Source organism: Curtobacterium sp. MCJR17_043, from assembly GCF_003224315.2.
GTDB lineage: Bacteria > Actinomycetota > Actinomycetes > Actinomycetales > Microbacteriaceae > Curtobacterium.
Map to the genome: position 1 here is coordinate 1,609,927 of NZ_CP126259.1, position 18,495 is coordinate 1,628,421.

The following is an 18,495-nucleotide window of genomic DNA, read 5'->3' on the forward strand; positions in this document are numbered from 1 at the left end:
TCCGGCTCCGTGTCACCAAGTCCGAGGGAGGTCTTGACCCCCCTCGATCGAGTCACCGACCGCGAGACCGAGCGCCGCGTTCTGCTGCCACTGGTTCGGCAACGACTCCGCGAAGGCCAGGAGTTCGTCCTCGGCGGCGAACGCGAGGAGTCGTTCGGCTGTCTCGAGGTCGAAGCCGAGCGAGCTGGTTAGGTCTTCAGCCGTGTACCCGAACTGGTCGAGGAACGGCTTCTGCGACGTCGGCGGCTCAGGAACCCACTGGGCCGCCTGGGCAGCGGGTGCCGGTGCAGGCGCTGCGATCAGCTCTGTCACCCCGTTGACCGGGTTGACCCGAAGCACCTGCGACTTCGCGATCTCGGTGCCCTCGTCGTGCTCGTACACACCCGCGCAGACGTAGGTCGTCGGCCCGGACGGCACCTCGATCTTGTAGAGCACCGCCCGCAGCTTCTGGTCGACACGACCGGTCCGGGCGCGCGGGTCTGCAGAGTTGACGATCGGCTCGATGTGCAACCCGGGCAGGGTGTCGTCGGTCTGCAATTTAGCCATGAAGGCGAAAAGCTTCAACTGGACAACCTTCTCGAGCTTCTGCTGCATGTTCGCCATGACGAGCAACGGCATGTCAGGAGTCCTTCCGGTTGCGCGGGATTCGGAGGAGAGCAGGGTCGTCCGAGGGCGAGACGAGCGACCATCCGTCACCGAGGAGTTCGTCCCGGTCTGCTTCGCTCAACAGTGCGTCGAGCGCTATGCGTTCCTCTGGCCACGCGATCGGGACGGGGATGCCGCTGCTCGTCTCATGGCCGAGGACGGGAACGACGACGCCGGCTTCCACGAGCTGTCGAAGGATCGACGTCTCTTCCGGCTCGGCCAACGCGATCAGCTCCTGCCACTCCGTCGTGAGATCTGCGCGGGACTCCTCGCGTACCGGCACCGTCGGAGCAACGGCGATGCCGGCGCTGGAGCTGGCCGTCGTGATGGTCACCGGCTTGACCAAGCGTGCTCCGAGCAGGTTCGACAGTCGGAGCCATCGCTGCCAAGCTTCCCGGAACCCTGGTGCGGTCAGCGCTTCCGGGCTGTCGTCGAGCACGAGCGCTGTCTCGGGCGGCGTCGCTCCCTGCGCGCCGACCGGGCGACGCGCGAGCATCGCGAGGTGTGCGGACCGGAGCGCCCAGGACGTCGGACCAGCCGTGACCGGTCCGCTACTGACAAGCGCGAGTGCGATCGCCTGCTCGACGATCGACCCGCTCTCGACGACCATCTTGCCCCTGGGGATCGCGAGCATCGGGAGCGCATCGGCGAGGCGCTCGGTCCGTGCTGCAGCATCCTCAGGGCTCTGGATCCAGCCCATCAGGGTCGTGATCGGGTTCTCGTTGAGCATCTTGACGTCCGCCGGGGTCAGCTGGAACGGCCCGGCGAACTTCAACGACATCGACGGGTCGTAGATGTCCAGATCAGGCTCCGCTTCGTCGTCCCGCAGACGGCGCAGGTCGTCCCACGTCAGCGCGACGACGCGGTAGCCGAGATCGCGCAGGCCCTGGCGCTTCATCGCGTCGTCTGCCAGTCGCAGATGCGCCGGCGACGCGTGGTAGGCGAACCCGTCCGTGTAGATCGCGACCGGTGGGACGTGGGCGCCCGATGCCTCGAGCACGAAGTCCGGCCGCGTGCCTCCGACGAGTTGCTGGGGCCGCAACGACCATGTCCGGTGCTGACCCGGCAGCGTGACCTGGATAGTCGACCCCCCACTCGCCCGGGATCTCCTTGAGGCTGGCGCCGAGCGCCGTCACCCGCTCCTTGAACACCTTCCGGAACCACTGCTCGAGGTGCGACTCCGGGTCTTGGACACCCGGGTCGACCTCGGTCGTGGACCAGTCCGACGCGCTCCCGTCGCGGTACTGCAGCAGCACCTGGAGGTTGTGGAGTGCGCTGGTGCGCGACACGCTTCCCACATCGCCCCCCGGGGCGAACGGCAGCAGACACTTGTCGCACGCTGCTCGGACCGGTTCGTTGGCACAGTCGCACCGCTCGAGGGCGGCGAGGGCCTGCTCGAACACCTCGCGGATGCGCGACGGGTCCGCGAGGTCGGCGAGGTAGCCGGTCCCACCGGGGACGGTGTCGTGGATCAGCAGCGCGAGGTTGTTGACGTCCTCGCCCGGAACGGGTTCGGCCATGGTGCTGAGCTGCAGGTGGTCGGGGTCACCACCGATCACCTCGCGCAGACCGAGCTGGATCGCGGCGGACAGGCTCGGCATGGACAACGCGTCACCGACGGTCATCGACGGCGGGACGCGCAGCACGATCGCCTGCGTCGTGAGCGTCCGCGTGAGCGCGATCGTGTCGGTGTGCTCGGACCGGTCCTTCCGGTAACGGCACCACACGCGGTGTTCCCACGCGTTGTTTGTGTCGCCTTCGCGGTCGAGCTTCCCGCAGCCCTTGCAGAGACGGAACAGGGGTGAAGCGTGTTCTGCGCCGGCGATGAACCGCGTCGCCCCGAGGCCCGCCCGACCGAGGTTCACCCAGCGCAAGGTCATCGCACGCGCGAACTTGCAGCCGAACCCGACTTCGTCCACGTACCACTGCGCCGAGACGTTCGCCTCGTCGAGGTCGGCAGCGAGCTGGACCGTGAAGCGAACCCGCTCGCGGTCCTCGCTGGAGTCGCTGATGCTCGACTCGTCGCGGCGGACCTCCGCCGAGACGTGCTCGATTTCGACGACGCGCAGTCGCTGGTCGACGTCCGCGATTGCGGTGCTCGAACACCGCGGACACGTCACGACGGCACCCTCTTCCAAGTCTCGGGCGAAACCGCAGTCGGGGCAGAAGGCCAGGGCACGAACGCGTTCGCCGTCGGTCCCGAGGTCGACGGCATCGATGGTCACGTCGAGCCCCTGCGCGTAGAAGTGCGCGCCGGGCGCGAACTCGCTGATCGCCCGGCTGCGTCCTCGCTCGTAGCTCCGCTGCTCTTCTGCGAACTCACCGGACTCCGGGTCGACCCAGGTGAGTCCGACGTCCAGCTGGACTCGGTCGTCGAGCAGCGTGTAGTTCGGGAGCACTCCGTACCGTTCGAGGGCCGCGACCCAGAACTCCGTCCGTCGCTGCCCGGCCTGCTTCTTCGCCAAGCGCAGCGAGGCCCGAGCCGCGTTGTGGGCCGACACGTCCTCGCTCTCCTTCGTCAGCTCCGCCATGCGCTTGAGCTCCGGCAACGACTCCTCGATCGCCTTCGTCCGGAGCCGGAGCCGCTCGAGCTCCTGGTTCCAGTGCAGGCTCGCGTCGAGCAACGTCCGAGCGAGCTGACTCGACCGAGCCTCTGACCCCACAGGCCGGGCCCAGTCAGAGAGCCCGCTGACCACTTCCTCGTTCAGCGAGTCGAAGGCGCCGGTGAAGCGTGCCAGGTGCTGGTCCACGTGCTGCTCGGCACTCGTGATGACCAGGTCGAGGAACGAGCCCGGTTCGGAGTCGTTCAAGACCTTCGGCGCGTACTGGGTCTCTGGCAACGCTCCGTCCGCGGCGAGCTGGTCGATGACGAACGCGGTGTACTGACGCTGCAGGATCTCGACCGCGTTCAGGTAGGTCGCCGGAGGCCGGACGGCTCCGTTGATGACCGACGACGGATCCCCGATCTTCGGGAGCTGGTCACCGCGTCCGAGGACGAACGCGAGGATGAAAGCGTTTCCCGTCAGCCGCCCGGCGCGACCGACCCGCTGCAGGTACGACGACACGGTGCGGGGGGAGCCCAGCGAGGAACACGGTCGAGAGGTCACCGATGTCGATGCCCATCTCGAGGGTCGGTGTCGCGACGAGCACGTTCGGCGCGTCCGGCCGCGCATCGCTGTTCTTGAACTGGGTCTCGTAGTCGAGCCGCAGCTTGTCCTCGAGCAGACTCGTGTGCTCGCGAGCGACGACCCGGCGCATCTGCCCGTTGTCGTACTGGTCCCGGTAGAAGTTCTCCGGCTTCGAGTCTTTGCGCAGGAGCGTTCCCGGGCACCGCGCCGTGGTGCACGGGCCACCGGCGAGCTGATCGGCGGTGATGTGAGCGGACGGCGTCTCGGTCTCGCACGTGTCGCACACGAGCGTTTGGCCGGCTCCGGCTCCGGCTCCGGAGACCGGTCCGATGATGATGCTGCTCGGCGCCAGGCCGTAGGCGCGGGTGTCACCGCCTGTGATCGGTCTCGACGTCACGATCCCTTCGCGGTCGAGTGTCTCGAAGAGCCGTCGAGCGAGCTTCTCGCCCGCCGACGGAACGACGCCGAGGCAGCGAGCAGTCCACCGTGCGTACCAGCTCTGCGAGGAGGTGACCGTGTCGAGCGCTGATTCGCGTGAACCGCTTGTCTTCTTGCCCACCCTTGCAAAAGCGGGCGCTTCGCGTCCGCGGGGGGAACGCAGGCATCCCCTCTTGGCGCGGACGGCCGCCCCAGACCCAATGGCGGTTGCCGTCGTTCTCGACGTACTTGTTCAGCCACGGATGGTCGATCGCGCCGCGTTCACGCAACCGTTCCAATGTGCCGCGCACCCATCGAACGACGGAAGCGGCGTCCATCAATCCGTCACGGGCATCGTCGAGTGACCAGTCGACCTCGAGACCTTCGACGGCAACGCGACCAACAGCCTCCAGTCGGGTGGCCGGCCCCGCTTCGACGTGCGCTGCCAGGCTGCCGGTCTCTTCGAGCGTCCGCCCGACCCGCGACTCGAGACCGAACTCGAGTGCGAGGTCGAACGCGAGCCGTCGCTGGACGCGCTTCCTGACGACTGCGGACGCTGCCTTCTCCGTGTCCCAGAACGCACGGAAGCCTTCGCGCTCAGCAAGGTCTGGCGGGAGGAGCCGGTACCGTTCGCTCGGCGTGTGGGCAGATGCCATCATCGCCGCCGGGATGTCGTCGAGCGTGGTCTCCTCTGCCACGGCTTGTCGCACGGCATTGCGCAGGTTGAAGACGCGCGCCCGACTCTGGATGAAGCCGGCTCGGTGCGCGGCGTCCTGCACGCTGTCGGTGAAGACCAGCGCCTTCTTCTCGCCGTCGTCGAGGTGCCGATCGCCGAAGAGGGTCGTGACGACGGTCGACAACTGCGTGGCGATCGCGGATCCGAGGAACCGGATGCCGTTCGTCTTGCCGCAGTTCGGGCAGACGTCGTCGCGTGACTCTTCGTCCGCGGCGTTACCCGTCAGGGTGAGGATCGGCACGGCGACGCCTTCGTCGTCCGCGCTCGGGCGCTCGCTGGTGATCTGCCGGTCGGCGACGCGGAACCACCACGGGCCGGTGGTCAGGCCGTCGTCGTCGCTCGCCCCAGCGAGGGCCAGTTCCCCTTCGCGGGGAGCGTGGATGAGTGCCCGGAACCGGCTCTTCGACTGCTTGTTGGCGTGGTTCCGACGGATGTTCGCATCGGTCTGAGACAGGTCCCAGCCGGTCGGCGCCAGCTCGACGCCCCAGCCGCTGCGACCGCAATGCCGGCAGTAGAGCGCGGGGGAAGGCGGGAGCGACCTCGGCGGCCGCGTCTCCGGCCCCCCACATCGGTGCGCAGCTCCCCATCGTCGGCCCAGCGGAAGTCCGGCAGCGACTGTGCCGCCCGGTCGACGCGTGTGAGCGCGCGGACCCAGAGATGGAGATCGACCGACACGGACCGGCGTCCGAACTCCTTACGGAGGTGGCTGAGCGCGGCGAGCACCATCACGATCGTGGTTCGGCGAGCGTCGTCACGGTCCGCGGGCCGCTCGCCGGCGACGAGTTCGTCGGGGAACAGCGTCCGCGCGAGCTCTGCGAGAGATGTTGCCCGCTCACTCGCGGTCACGAGCGCGCGGACGAAGGGATGAGCCAGCATGAGCGCGAACTCGAGTTCGAGCCGGTCTGCATCGTCCGTCGCCGAGGCAAGCGCGGCCTCATAGCGCTCCTGACCTTCCTCAGCCTCCATCGCGACGTAGAACAACTCGAGCACCGCGGCCGTGATCTCCTCCGGGCTGCGGCGTTGCCCGCCGAGTCGCTCCTGGAGCTGCGCCGCGCGTGCGTCGATCACCGGAACCGGCGCCAGGTGCAGCTTCTTGATCGACTCGATGGACTCACGAGACCACTCGTCAACGGACAGTCGCGTCTCGGTGACGACACTCGACGCATCGAACCGTCCGCCGAACACCGTGTTCGCGAACGCGACCATCGCGCTCGGGTCGCTGCCGTCACCGAGCGTCGCCGAGGTCGCGACTGGCACGATGACCCCGAGGGGGCGCTGCCGCGCCGCCTCATCGAAGTCGTCCTCGCCCCACCGCCCCCTTGAGTGCGAGACCGAGGCGCCGCAGCAGCATGGCCACGTCCGTCCCCTGCGCACCGTCGTACGTATGGAACTCGTCGAGGACCAGGTACTGGAGGCTCGTGGCGCTCTGGTCCCAGAGGGTCGCGTCAGACGGTCGCAGCAGGAGCTGGTCCAACATCTTGTAGTTGGTGAGCAGGATGTCCGGCGCTTGCTCACGCATGGCGGGACGTGAGGTGATCAGCCCGTCCTTCGTCACGGTCGAGCGCTGGGGGGCCTTCCTCACCGACGTAGAGCGCCGCGCGGATTCCGCCGAGTGCGGGGTCGGTCATGATCAGGTCGGTGATGCGGCGGGACTGGTCGTTCGCCAGCGCGTTCATCGGGTAGAGGATGAGCGCCTTGATCCCCCTCGATGCCCTGGCGCTTCGCGCGGAGGACGTGGTCGAGGATCGGGTAGAGGAACGCCTCGGTCTTGCCCGAACCGGTCCCGGTCGTCACCAGCGTCGGCTGCGGGCCGTCGTGCTCGGGCGTCCGCAAGCTCGAGAGCCGGGCGATCGCTTCCGCCTGGTGCCCGTATGGCGGAAACGGTGGAGTCCACTCGAGCGCCGACTCCCAGCCGGGATCCGCTGCACGGAACGGCAGCCGGAGCCGGACGTACGGGCCTCGGAAGATGCCGTCCTTCGGATCCTGCAAGAACTGCTCCAGCGTCGTCTGTGCTTCAGGCTCCGAGAGCGCGAACGTCGTGGTCAGGAAGTCGACGAGACCTTTGGTGATCTCGCCGGCCTGCACTGAGGGGAGCAGCTCGCTCATGCCTCGTCCTTCAGCAGCTTCTCGAAGTGGGCGTACGCCTGGCGCATGTCCGCTTCGCGGTCCAGCGTTCGGAACGGCAGCTCGTACGTGTAGGTGTTACCCGAGGCGTTCGTCGCCGTGCGCTCGTCCTCGCTGATCGCGTCCTGCTTCTGTCGCCACACCTTGAGTACCTCGTTCGGAACAAGCCGTCCGTTCGCGTCGTAGAAGTACACGTTGCGGTCGTAGCCGTACAGCACGGCGAACTGAGTCCGATAGATGGTGCACAGCTCGTCAGCCGTCAAGTCGAGAGACAGAGCGACGAGAGCGTCGATTTCAACCAGCGCCTGTCGCCGGTCCGCGGCCCTCCGTAGGGGGGACGCTCACCGTCCAATCTTGTGACCGACTTGCCAGCAGAACGTTGGAACGAGGCGAAACCCAGTTGTCGGTCTGCCATACGTCCTCGAACGCTCGTAGCCAAAGCGCGGAGTAAGCACTCGTCACACACTCCAAACGGGCTACGCGGTGACGGATAAGACTCGCAGGCTTGCCTTGTGCCAGGGGCAGTCGGACTAAACTCCCAGCTCGGATGTCGCCCTTGGGAACCGCCCTTGTCGCCGCATCGGACACGAGGCTTGCGAGTGATCCTGCCGCCAAGAGGAGATCCGATGCGTTCTCGGTGGCCGCGGAATAGATGCCATCAACGTGCGCCGAGCCGGGCGGAATGATGACTGGAATCAACGTGCGCTCGCCGGTATTAGCCGCCATTCTTCGCCATGCCACTCGGTAGAAGTCGCGAGCGGGGCGCTTCTCCTCGCCCCAGCGTGTGTAGGCGGTGTCGTAAACAGCACGATCCCCGGCTGGCTTGTATGCGGTAGTCGCCATCGCCTCAGGGGCGAGCGTCTCGAGGTCGATCGGGGACCAGTCCTGGTTGTGGAGCATCGTCTCGTTGGGCGACTTGTAGAATGGGTTGCCGACGAAGATGTGGGGGGCCCTGCAGAATCACTTCATCCCAGGTCGTGACCGGCCCCCCAGGACTTCTTGAACAAGCCGCGTTTGAAGTCGGTTGTCTCGTTCCAGCCGCCGGAGAACTCAAGTTGGAGGTCCCCGATGCGCTTGCTCTTCGAGAGTTTGTCGAGCACAGCAGCAGTCGAACGGTTCACCGCGTACACCATCCGCGACTGACGCACCGGCACCGACTCGTCCTCCAGGACCGCGTGCCACGTCGCGAGCGTTTCGTCGGTCACGGTGACGATCCTCGACTGGTGCGGACGAAGGTCCCACTTGCCCTCCCTGTTCTTCAGGCCGGGCTCTTCTCCCTCTCCACTGTGGCGCAGCGAGCCCGCGACCGTCTGCGGGTGGTAGAGGCTCGTCGCTTGCAGGAAGCCGACGGCGCCGTCTGCCGAGTAGACGTGCACACCGTACGACACGAGATGATGCACGTCGAAGAGCGTCAGCTCATTGACGAACTGCCAATGGCGCCGAAGGCGGGCATACGTAAGTGCGCGGAGAGACCCGGCCTTCTCATCCGTGAAGTGCGTCTCGGGATGGATCAGACCAATTGCGCCCGAGCGGCTGCTGTGTTTCCACGTGCACGCCATAAAGCATCGGTAGAGGTCTGGCCTGAGCCCCTCGAGCAGAGGGTATTCCGTGCGAGCCGAGACCGCGGACCTCGTCGCCAGAACAGCCGTCAGGCTGTCCAAAAATTCGCTTTTGAAGCTCGCCAGGGTAAGCGCTTCGGATCTCCGCCGTTCTGCCTCGGCCGTCGGAGGTTTCGGGTTCAGAGCCCACCAGGCATCGCCTTCCGCGAGCATCGCAGTCTCGTCCCAATCCGGCTTCACCCAAGGAGGATTACCCACCTGTAGGTCGAAGCCTCCGCGCTCGAACACGCTGGCGAAGTCGAGCTCCCAGTGGAAGAAACCCTGCTGATCAGCGAGGCGCTGCGTCGCCGCAAGCCACGGGTGGTCCTGGAGAACATCTGCGACATGTCGCGCGCTCGCGAAGTCGAGGTCGTCGCGCTCCTCGTCGTTGAGCGCCTCCCAACCGGACTGCGATGAGCCGAGGGTGACCTGACCCTGAGCGACCGCCTTCGGCTTCGCGACCGTCTGCTCTCCGAGGAGCTCGCGGAGGGTCGCGATCCACTCGTCGAGCGTCGGCGGCGTCGCCCCGTCGGTGAGTGCATTCGTGAGCGGCCAGAACCACATCGCGCACCACGCGTCCATCACCCGACGGAGTCGCTGGTAGGCGCCGTCCCGATCGTTCAGGGTCCGTTCGATCTCCTCGCGAGAGACGGCGGGCTTCCGCTCGGATCCCGGCTGTTCGCGGCCCCACAGCGGGATGTCGCGTCGGATCTCCTGCTCGGCGATGGTCAGCCGGCGTCGCGCGAGGTCCCACATGGTCTCGACGCGATAGCCGAGTGCGACGAGCTGGTCGAGCTGCTTCGTCGTCGGCTTCGCCAGGATGCCGCGACGCCACGTCTTCAACGCTGCGAGCGCTTCCGGCGCGAGTTCCTTCGCCTCCTTGGCATCGACCGCGCTGCCCCAGCCCTCGGCGGGCAGGAGGAAGTGGTGCACGGCACCAGCGGTCGACGCGCGGAGCTGCCCCTCGCCGAGTTCGACCTCGTTGAGGAGCGGAACGTCCCGCGGCACCTGCTTGAGCCACGCTTTGCTGGAGACCGACGATCGGTCGTAGACGGCACGGCGGGCACCGATCAGCGAGTTGCCGCGCCGGAGGTGCAGGCCGAACCACGGAGCCTCGAGTCCCTCCGACATGGTGTCGAGCCACAGCGTGATCTCGGCGAACTCGACGGCGGTCGCGTTGAGGTCGACGCCGTAGACTTGGTGGAGCGCGATCGCAGCCTTGATCTTCTGCAGCTGGCGTGGCCGGTCATCTGGGTCGACGCGCTCGCCGAGCTCCTCCTCGCGGCGCTTCAAGTACTGCTCCGCGAGCTGACGAACGGCTTCGATCGCGAACGCGCCGGAGCCGAGTGCGGGTTCACAGACCGTCAGCGCGAGGATGTCCTCCGCGCTCGTCCGCTGACCGTCCTGGTCGAGCAGCTCCTCGAGCGCCTGCGACACCGTGAACTGCGTCAGCACCTCCGGCGTGTAGTACGACGCCGACTGCTGGCGCTCTCGGCCGGCGAGACGGTAGACGAACGAGCCAGCGGGGTGACGCACCCGCTTCGGCTGGCCCGTCGTCGGGTCCTCCCGTGTCACGAAGTGGTGCGACTTGATGCCGTTCTCGCGTCCGACGGGGACGACCCACGAGCCCTTCGACGGATCGCCGTTCGGCGCCACCTCGAACAGGTCTTCCTCGGCGAAGAAGCCCGTGTAGGACATGAGGCCCTCGTAGACCGCACCGAGCTGATTGATCCCGAGGTCGGCGTAGCTGATGTAGCCCCGGTCCCGACCCTTCGCCTCCTTGCTCAGGAGCAATCGGCGCAGCACCTGCTGCAGATTTTGGTCACTGAGACCGACCTCGCCGATGAGCGCGATCGCCTCGGGCTTGAACAGGTCAGCACGCAGGCTCTCGAACTGGAGGCCCGGCTCGGCTCCGTCGTCATCCGTCGCCTTGGGCGCGTGCCCACGATCCACGAGGCGGAACAGCACGTCGAGCGACTGGTAGAGGTGCGTGGCACGCTCGCCCTGCGGGCTCTCGATCACCACAAGCGCGAGTTCCCGGAGTCGGTCGAGGCTGTAGCCGTTTTCGTACTCCGGCGCGTTCACCGGCAGGACGCCGAGCTGAGGGGAGGCCTCCGCGTAGAGCAGGAACAGGATGCGGTAGAGGAACCGCAGGGACTGCTTTGCCAGCGGCTGCGCCTGGTCCTTCGGCAGCGGCTCGAGCCCCTGCTCCCGTCGGCGCTGGACGACGTCGTTCGCGATGATCTCGATCGACTCGCGGACACCCTCACGCAGGTCCTCGGAGACACCGACGGTGTGCTTGACCGCGTCTTCGAGCGTCGAGGTCCACCACACGTCGCCGTCACTGTCGGGGGCGAGTGAGGCAGCTTCCACACATGTCAGGACGCGATCGATCTCGCCGCCTCGCTTGGTGTCGTTCCGCTCGCACGCGAGCTGCACGTCGAGCGCGAGGTAGCGACCCTCGTACCACCGGTCGCGTTCGGCCACCAGGAGCCAGCGGCCTGCGAAGACGAGTGCGAACTTCGCGGTCCCCTCGAACACGACCGAAAGCGCCCGGACGACCGAGGTCAGCGGCTTGGGGTCGTCGACGTCCGGCGTCCAAGCGGACAGCAGCGTGTCGCCGTCTTTGGCAAGCACGTCCTCGAGTTGTGCGACCGGCTTGGCGTCGATGAGCGCCAGCGGCGCCGCGTCTTCGAGCCCGTGAATGGCCACGTGTCGGACCGGACCTGCTTCATCGATGTGGAAGACGCCCTGGGCGTACCCGAGGACGGACCGCAGGTGCGTCGACAGGGCGTGCAGAGCCTCCTGGCCGTCAGCAGCGTCATCGACGCCGTCCGGGTTAACGGTGGCGAGGAAGTCCATCAGCTCGGCGCGCTTCGCGCTGAAGCGAGAGCGCGTCGACGCGCAGCCCTCCGCATCGTCGGCGTCCCAGGCTGCCCGGCGCTCGAGCACCCGGCTCTGGAAGGACTGCGACTTCGCGTCGGTGGTGAGGTAGTGCTCGCTGATCCAGTCTTCGCCGACGACGATCGCTTCCGAGGTCAGGGTTCCCACGCGTCAGTGCTCGCTTCCAGGGTGTTCTTCGGGGGCAGTGGGGCTGTCCGCAGGGGCGACGACGAGCAGGGGACGCACGAAGTGCTGGTTGGGCGTCATGCGCTCCACGAGCTTTGATTCGTCGTCCACGCGGTCGCGGTGTTCTCGGAGCCCGCGCAGTTGGGTCTGTTCGGCCGCTGCGCCCTGCCAGTCATCGATCCGCGCGGCCCACTGGTGCACGCGGCGGCGAATGTCGTCTGCCGTGGCCTCCATCTGCTGAACCGCTTGGTTGCGGGCGGCGTCGACTGCAGTCGGGATCAGGTCCTGCAGCGGCGCCGCATCGACCGCTCCTGGGTTCGTCTTCACCTCGGAGGTGAACCCGACGTGGGCCAGAGCGGCGCGTGCGTCCGCGTGCGACTGGGTGAAGTGGAACGAGTGCTCCGCGACGCCAGGGAAGTCGACGGTCAGGAACGACCCGGCGACGACCTGGCCGGCGCGGTTCGTCAGGGTGGCGTGGACGACGACGACGGGGTGGTCGACGGCGCCACGGACGGCGAACACGCGGTTTCGTCCGAGTCGGGAGAGAGCGCTGTCCGCAGCCCAGTCGAGGACGGGGTGCAGCGGTCCGAGGAAGTGCGCGTGTGGCCAGGTCGACGGGCTCGATTTGTTGTTGATCGCGCTGTCGACCTCGGCCTTGCCCTGGATCGGAGTGGTCGCCAGGAGCAGTCGCTCCGTGACGCGCCGGTCGCGGAGGTACGACTGCGGCAGGACTTCGAGCCGCTGTCGGAGATCGGCAGTGGGTTCGATCTGCGCGATGGCGTTGGTGCGGGACCAGGCGACACCGCCGTGGTCGACGTCGGCGGTCGGTGTGGTGAAGCGTTCGGCCAGCGCTGTGTCGAGGAACGAAACGAGGTCAGGGAACAGGCCGGTACCGATGTCAGTCTTGTCGCGCTGCTGACGGTTCGCGGTTTCGTTCTTCGGGGTGTCATCAGGTGCCCGTGTGGCGTCGTTCTCGCTCTCGCTCGCTTGTTCGGCGGCGAGTTCGGCCATGAGCCGCGTGATCTCGTCGCCGTCCTCGAGGGTTGCTTCGACGGTCGGGACTGCGTCGTCGAAGCTGCGCTGGCGGAGGAGCACGTCGCGGATCGCTGACTCCTCGGCGACAGCGGTGTACTCGCCCATCAGCGACGCGACGTCACCCAGCGCAGAGTGCGCCTCGGTCTCGCGCTCGAGGAGGTTCCTGAGCACGCGGACGTCGCCCGCGAACTCGTGGTCGTCGACGTCGAGCAGGAGGGTCGTGATGCGAGGGGAGTGCTTCTGGCCGTACCGGTCGATGCGGCCGTTGCGTTGCTCGATGCGGATGAGGCTCCACGGGATGTCGAAGTGCACGAGTTCGTGGCACTGGGAGTGGAGGTTCACTCCCTCGCTCGCGACGTCGCCGGTGATCAGCACGCGGATGGGGGAGGCGGATTGCTTGAAGCTGTCCACGAGCTCCTGCTGCTCCTGGTCCGTCAGACCTCCGTGCATCACGCGGATCTGCTTGTCCGACAGCTTGAGGTCCTTCGCGAGCTTCTGGCGCAGCCAGTGCAGGGTCGCAACGCGCTCCGAGAACACCACGAGGCGCTCCTCGGACTTCGGGCCGACACCTATGCTCCTGGCGTGCTGCAGGAGGGCGTCGTACTTCCCGGAGCTCGAGCTCAGCGCGGTGACGGTGAGCTGCTCGAGTCGCTCCAGCGCGTCGATCTCGCGCTGGACATCGCTGTCGGCATCGCCCTTCCGGAGCCGCTTCAGACGCTCGCGCACCGATTCGTCGAGGGCGCTCGGCGACGACAGGAACGCCTTCGCAAGGGTCCAGGGGAAGAGCGACGCGTTCTCGCCGGAATACGGCGACCGTCCGCCTTGCGGGTGAAGCCAGACCGTGGAGAGCTCCTCGGCGATCGCCGCCTCGGCAGGAGATGCAGGGACCAGGACGTTGTTCGGCTCCTGCCGTTCTGCCCAGTCGGCACCGACCTCCATCGCGACGGCAGGACTGTGCCGGTGCCGGCGGATGATCAGTCGCTTCACCTCATCCTCGATCAGATCGCCCTCAGGGGTCACCGCGGTCGGGTCGAGCAAGCGCACGAGCCGTGCGAACGAGTCCTTCTTGCCGTTGTGCGGCGTCGCAGACGCGAGGATGAGTGCATCGGTCTGCGGGGCGAGACGCGACGCGAGCTCGCCGTTCAACGTCGTGTTGTTCATGACGTTGTGCGCTTCGTCGATGACGACCGCATCCCAGCGCTGCTTCTCGAGGTGGATGCGGTACTGACTCTGCTTCAACGTGTCGACCGAGATGATCGCCCGCTTGTACATGCTGAACGGGTTGCGGGTCGCCGGCAGCTTCTGGCGCACGCGCTGGATACCGAGGGAGTCGAGCCGGACGAAGGGGAGTGCGAACTTCGTCCACATCTCCTGCTGCATCTGCTCGAGGACGTGCTTCGGCGTCACGATGAGGATGCGCTCGCCGCGGCCTCGACGCACGAGCTCGGACAGGATCATCCCGATCTCGACGGTCTTGCCGAGCCCGACAGCGTCGGCGATCAGGAGGCGCGGACGGAGGTTGTCGCGGTCGAGGGCCTTCCGCACCGCGGCGCGCTGGTAGTCGAGCGGGTCTGCGAGCATCTGAGTGCTCACGGTCAGGGCGTCCTCGTGCAGCGGCACCGGGGTCTTGCGGAGAGTCGCCTCGAGCCAGAGCTTTGCGCGGCGATAGCCGGACGATCCGTCTGCTTCGACCTTCGCCTGCGCAGGGTCAAGCGGCTCGATGTCGTCGAGATCGCTGTAGAAGGTGGCGGTGGTGTCCCGGACGAGTTCTGACAGGCCCTGCACGGTAACGAGGAGACCGGAGCCGGTCGGTGCCGTCGAGAGCACGAGCCACTCGGCGTCACGAACGAGCACGACGCTCCCCGGTGCGACGTTCGGCCATGCTCCTTCGACGGTTGACGAATCGACGTCGATCAACGACACGTGTTGTTACCTTTCACCCCTGTTTCACCCCTGCGCAGCCAGCCCTCGCCGCTGCGCTTCGTCTCAGCCTAATGTCGCCGCTGGCGCTCGCCCGCCGTGGCGAGCTTGCCGACCGCCGCTTCGACGTTGTCCTTCACGCGGTCGTGTTGAAGTACCGGGTCCGAAGCTCGTCGATGATCGCAGTCTCGAGCTTGTGCACCGAGCCGTCGATCTCGGCTGTCTTCATCGCAACGTCGATCAGGTCCGCCAGGTCGTCGTCTTCGCCATCGAGTCGGCGCCACACGTCGTCGATGTCGAGATCGATCTTGTTCGCGAACTGTTCGTCAGTCAGGTCGTGCTGGTCGTGGAGCTCCTCGACCAGCCTCCGCATGAAGAGTGCCTCGTCGTCGGTGATCTTGCCGTCGGCCAGCACGACCATCCACGCGACCCAGAGCAACGACCTCGGGTGCCTCGTCTTCTCGACGGCGGCTCCTGCGACCTCATGAACTCGGGCGTCGTTGCGGAAGACGGCCCTCGCGTGACGACCTGCAACGATCGTCGAGTAGTAGTTGAGAGCGACCGACAGCGGTACGCCCACGACCGGGATACCGATCTTGATGACGTTCCGCTGCAAGAGGAACCGACCGACGACCGGGAGCCCCTTGGCTGCATTGAGCACGCCCCGCGAGTAGAAGGTCTTCACGAGCGGTCGCACGAGAGCCGGCACCACTTTGGTTACACCCTCGCTCGCGGCCTGGGCGCTCCGGATGGTGAAGGCGACGCGGATCAGCTTCCAAAGGTCATCGGGGTCCTCCACGTCGACCGGGACGCGGTAGAGGATGGCAATGTCGTAGGCGAGGTGGAGCTGCAGGCGAGCGATGTACGCGACGTCGACGAGCAGAGTCACGCCCGCGGCGGGAAGAGTGAGCGGGGATGCTCCTCCTGCAGAGCCGAGGGTGGCCACCACCGCGGCCGTGTAAGCGCCCGCGGATAATCCACCCTCGATGGCCGCGTAGCGGGCGGCCATCTTGATCCGCTGGTCGACCACAGCGTCCGCGGGAACTCCCTTGTAGCGCGCCTGGAAGTACGCGGCGTCCACCTTCTCGGCATAGGTACCGAGGGCGTTGGAGAGGAGTTTCGAGAACCAGTTGCCACTCCTCAGGTCTTCCCCGCTGAGGCTCTTGACGAAGTCCTTCAGCTCCTCCCGCTCACGCTCGACTGCAGCACGCTCTTCGTCAGTGGCGTCGGACGGATCGGCTTTGGTCATTGATGGCTCCTGCTGCGTCGGGAAGAAGTAGGAATGCTGTGGCCCAATACTGACGCATTCTCGCAGCCTTCGGGCGCCCGGACGAGGTTGACGACGCTCATGCCCTTGTCGACGAAGTGGTTGGTGACGGCGGGCTACTGGTTCTCGGCTGCGGCTCTCCGCGACACCCTGCAAGCTCATCACAAGGAAACGTTTCCGCGGCGATCCGACGTGACGGTGTCCGGGTTGAGGCTTCCCGGCGGCCTCCTGCTGTCGGCGGGCGGCCCTAAGCTCGACCCGCACCAGACGAGGCGGGGAAGCGCATGCAGATCACCACCGACGGCCAGGTCTTGCTCAGCCCGAGCGACCTCAGCACGTGGGCATCCTGCGAGTGGGCGTTCCTCCGCCGCCTCGACGTCAAGCTCGGCCGCGGGGAGCCCCTGCCGGACGAGCACGACGACATGCTCGACCGAACGGCCCGCCTGGGGGGACCAGCACGAGCTCGACTACCTCGAGATCCTGAAGCAGACCCACGACGTGGTGGAGTTCGACCGCCCGGCCCCGCCGCAGTACGCCGAAGCCGCCGAACGAGCGCGGAACGCGATGCGGGACGGCGCGGACGTCCTCTTCCAACCGACGTTCCACGTCCCGGCGTCCACAGACGGCACAGGCTTCATCGGCTTCGCGGACTTCATCATCCGCAATGCCCGCGGCGAGTACGAGGTCTACGACACCAAGCTCGCCCGCCACGCCAAGATCAGCGCCCTGCTGCAGCTCGCGGCCTACGCCGAGCAGATGCGGGCGAACGACATCCCGACCGGGCAGCAGGTGCACCTGGTCCTCGGCGACCGCACGACGACCACACACGACCTGGCCGACATCGTCCCGGTGTACCGCACGCAGCGGGCCGAGCTGATCCGGGTGATCGCCGAGCGCTTGGCTGCCGACGAACCGATGCAGTGGGGGGGACCCGCGCTACTCCAGCTGCGGCCGGTGCTCTGCTTGCCAGCAGGAGGTGCAGCGACACCGCGACCTGGTCCTCGTCGCCGGCATGCGCCTCGACCAGCGGACGAAGCTGATCCGGCAGGGCGTCCGGTCGATCGACGACCTGGCGGTCCGGACCGCGCCGGTGGCGACCATGTCGAAGACGACGCTGGATCGTCTGGTGCGGCAGGCGAGCCTCCAGATCGAGACGGAGCGCGCAGCCAACCGCAGCGACGCTGCCAGCCCGAACCGCGGTCCAGCCTTCGACGTCCTGGATGCACGGGCACTCGACGCGATCCCGGCACCCGATCCTGGCGACGTCTTCTTCGACTTCGAGGGCGACCCGCTCCACACCGAGGACGGCGTGCACTGGGGCCTCGACTACCTGTTCGGCCTCGTCGATGACCAGGCCGACTTCCGCGCATTCTGGGCGCACACCATCCGCGACGAGCGCCAGGCGCTGCTGGACTTCCTCGCGTTCATCGCCGAGCGCCGCGAGCGGTACCCGGACATGCACATCTACCACTACGCCGCATACGAGCGGACGCACCTGCTGTCCCTCGCCGCCCGCCACGGGGTGGGGGGAGGACGCGGTGGACGACCTGCTGCGCGCCGGTGTCTTGGTCGACCTGTACCCGATCGTGCGGAAGGCCCTGGTGGTCGGCAGCCGCAGCTACTCGATCAAGAAGCTCGAGCCGCTGTACATGGGCGACGACCTGCGACTGAGCGACGTGACGAACGCGGCCGACAGCATCACTGCCTACGTCGACGCGATCGAGGAGCTCCGCAGCGGCGACCCCGCCGAGGGGCAGCGGCAGCTCGACCAGGTCGCCGACTACAACGCCTACGACTGCCGGTCGACACTGCGCCTCCGCGACTGGCTGCTCGGCCTCCGCGCCGAACACGCGCCGGACGCCACCACAACGACCGAGCTCGAAGGGCTGCCGCCCATCCCGGTCGAGCGCGAGCCGAACCCGGTGACCGTCGCGCTCACCGAGTACCTCGGCGACGTCGACGCCCTCGACCGCACGCCCGACCAGACCGCGTTGGCGCTCGCCGCGGCGGCGATCGACTACCACCGCCGCGAGGCGAAGACCTTCTGGCAGGACCACTTCGACCGGCTCCGCAACCCCGTCGACGAGTGGGCCGACACGCGGGACGTCCTGGTCGTCGAGCGCGCCTCCGTCGAGCGGGACTGGGCGACGCTGCCGCGCGCCCGCTCGCTGTCACGAGAGATCCGGTTGTCGGGGACGCTCGCGCCCGGCTCGCGGCTCCGGCCGGGAGGCTCGCCCCACCTCGTCTACGACGACCCACTCCCGGCGTCGATCACCGCCCCGGGGCCCGGTCCGAAGGGTGCGACGGACCGCGCCTCGATCCTGGAGGTGTGGGACAACGGCGACGCCACCGAGGTGCTGCTCCTCGAACGCATGCCGGTCGGCGGGGGAGAACCGCACGCGGACTTCCCGGTCGCGCTCGCGCCCTCGTCGCCACCCCGGGCGAAGCCGCAGCCCGACGCGATCGCGGAGTGGGGCGCCGAGGTGCTCGATGCCCTCCCGGAGATGCTGCCCGACCCGGCGCTCGACCTCCTCCGGCGGGTGCCGCCGCGCGGAA

General features: G+C 67.4%; 13 protein-coding genes and 2 pseudogenes. 3 read left to right on the plus strand and 12 right to left on the minus strand.

Going from position 1 to position 18,495, the window contains the following annotated elements:
- Positions 1-12: 12 nt before the first annotated feature.
- From DEJ15_RS08395 to DEJ15_RS08450, 12 genes are all read right to left on the minus strand, one after another.
- Positions 13-618, minus strand: coding sequence for a hypothetical protein (locus DEJ15_RS08395; RefSeq protein ID WP_284176147.1), 606 nt, complete (start codon positions 616-618; stop codon positions 13-15).
- Position 619: 1 nt separating this feature from the next.
- Positions 620-1,543 (minus strand): hypothetical protein, encoded by a 924-nt coding sequence (locus tag DEJ15_RS08400; protein WP_284176148.1) that lies wholly within the window; start codon positions 1,541-1,543, stop codon positions 620-622.
- Positions 1,449-3,710, minus strand: a complete 2,262-nt coding sequence (locus DEJ15_RS08405; protein WP_284176149.1) for a Zn-binding domain-containing protein — start codon at positions 3,708-3,710, stop codon at positions 1,449-1,451. Before DEJ15_RS08405 ends, DEJ15_RS08400 begins: the two co-directional genes overlap by 95 nt.
- Positions 3,625-4,170, minus strand: coding sequence for a hypothetical protein (locus DEJ15_RS08410; RefSeq protein ID WP_284176150.1), 546 nt, complete (start codon positions 4,168-4,170; stop codon positions 3,625-3,627). Before DEJ15_RS08410 ends, DEJ15_RS08405 begins: the two co-directional genes overlap by 86 nt.
- Positions 4,142-5,167 (minus strand): hypothetical protein, encoded by a 1,026-nt coding sequence (locus DEJ15_RS08415; protein WP_284176151.1) that lies wholly within the window; start codon positions 5,165-5,167, stop codon positions 4,142-4,144. The genes DEJ15_RS08410 and DEJ15_RS08415 overlap by 29 nt, the downstream gene beginning before the upstream one ends.
- 80 nt (positions 5,168-5,247) lie before the next feature.
- Complete coding sequence (locus tag DEJ15_RS08420; protein ID WP_284176152.1) at positions 5,248-5,916, minus strand: hypothetical protein; 669 nt, start codon at positions 5,914-5,916, stop codon at positions 5,248-5,250.
- A gap of 298 nt (positions 5,917-6,214) precedes the next feature.
- Entirely contained in the window at positions 6,215-6,481 is a 267-nt protein-coding gene (locus DEJ15_RS08425) for a DEAD/DEAH box helicase family protein (protein ID WP_284176153.1), read from the minus strand.
- 23 nt (positions 6,482-6,504) lie between these two features.
- Positions 6,505-7,032: a DEAD/DEAH box helicase family protein gene (locus DEJ15_RS08430; RefSeq protein WP_284176154.1), complete on the minus strand. Its 528-nt coding sequence runs from the start codon at positions 7,030-7,032 to the stop codon at positions 6,505-6,507.
- Positions 7,029-7,268: a hypothetical protein gene (locus DEJ15_RS08435; protein ID WP_284176155.1), complete on the minus strand. Its 240-nt coding sequence runs from the start codon at positions 7,266-7,268 to the stop codon at positions 7,029-7,031. Before DEJ15_RS08435 ends, DEJ15_RS08430 begins: the two co-directional genes overlap by 4 nt.
- Before the next feature lie 747 nt (positions 7,269-8,015).
- Positions 8,016-11,699, minus strand: coding sequence for an Eco57I restriction-modification methylase domain-containing protein (locus tag DEJ15_RS08440; protein WP_284176156.1), 3,684 nt, complete (start codon positions 11,697-11,699; stop codon positions 8,016-8,018).
- Positions 11,700-11,702: 3 nt separating this feature from the next.
- Positions 11,703-14,675, minus strand: a complete 2,973-nt coding sequence (locus tag DEJ15_RS08445) for an SNF2-related protein (protein WP_258365984.1) — start codon at positions 14,673-14,675, stop codon at positions 11,703-11,705.
- A gap of 133 nt (positions 14,676-14,808) precedes the next feature.
- Entirely contained in the window at positions 14,809-15,921 is a 1,113-nt protein-coding gene (locus DEJ15_RS08450) for a hypothetical protein (RefSeq protein ID WP_110826100.1), read from the minus strand.
- A gap of 519 nt (positions 15,922-16,440) precedes the next feature.
- On the opposite strand from DEJ15_RS08450, the gene DEJ15_RS08455 reads away from it, so the two are divergent.
- The 3 genes and pseudogenes from DEJ15_RS08455 to DEJ15_RS19440 all read left to right on the plus strand — a co-directional run.
- A complete protein-coding gene (locus DEJ15_RS08455; protein ID WP_284176157.1) occupies positions 16,441-17,289 on the plus strand; it encodes a hypothetical protein in 849 nt (282 codons plus the stop codon).
- A pseudogene (locus DEJ15_RS19435) lies at positions 17,249-17,395 on the plus strand (hypothetical protein); the annotation flags it as partial. The gene DEJ15_RS08455 and the pseudogene DEJ15_RS19435, both read left to right, overlap by 41 nt.
- A gap of 145 nt (positions 17,396-17,540) precedes the next feature.
- Positions 17,541-17,708, plus strand: a pseudogene (locus tag DEJ15_RS19440) (hypothetical protein); the annotation flags it as partial.
- Positions 17,709-18,495 lie beyond the last annotated feature (787 nt).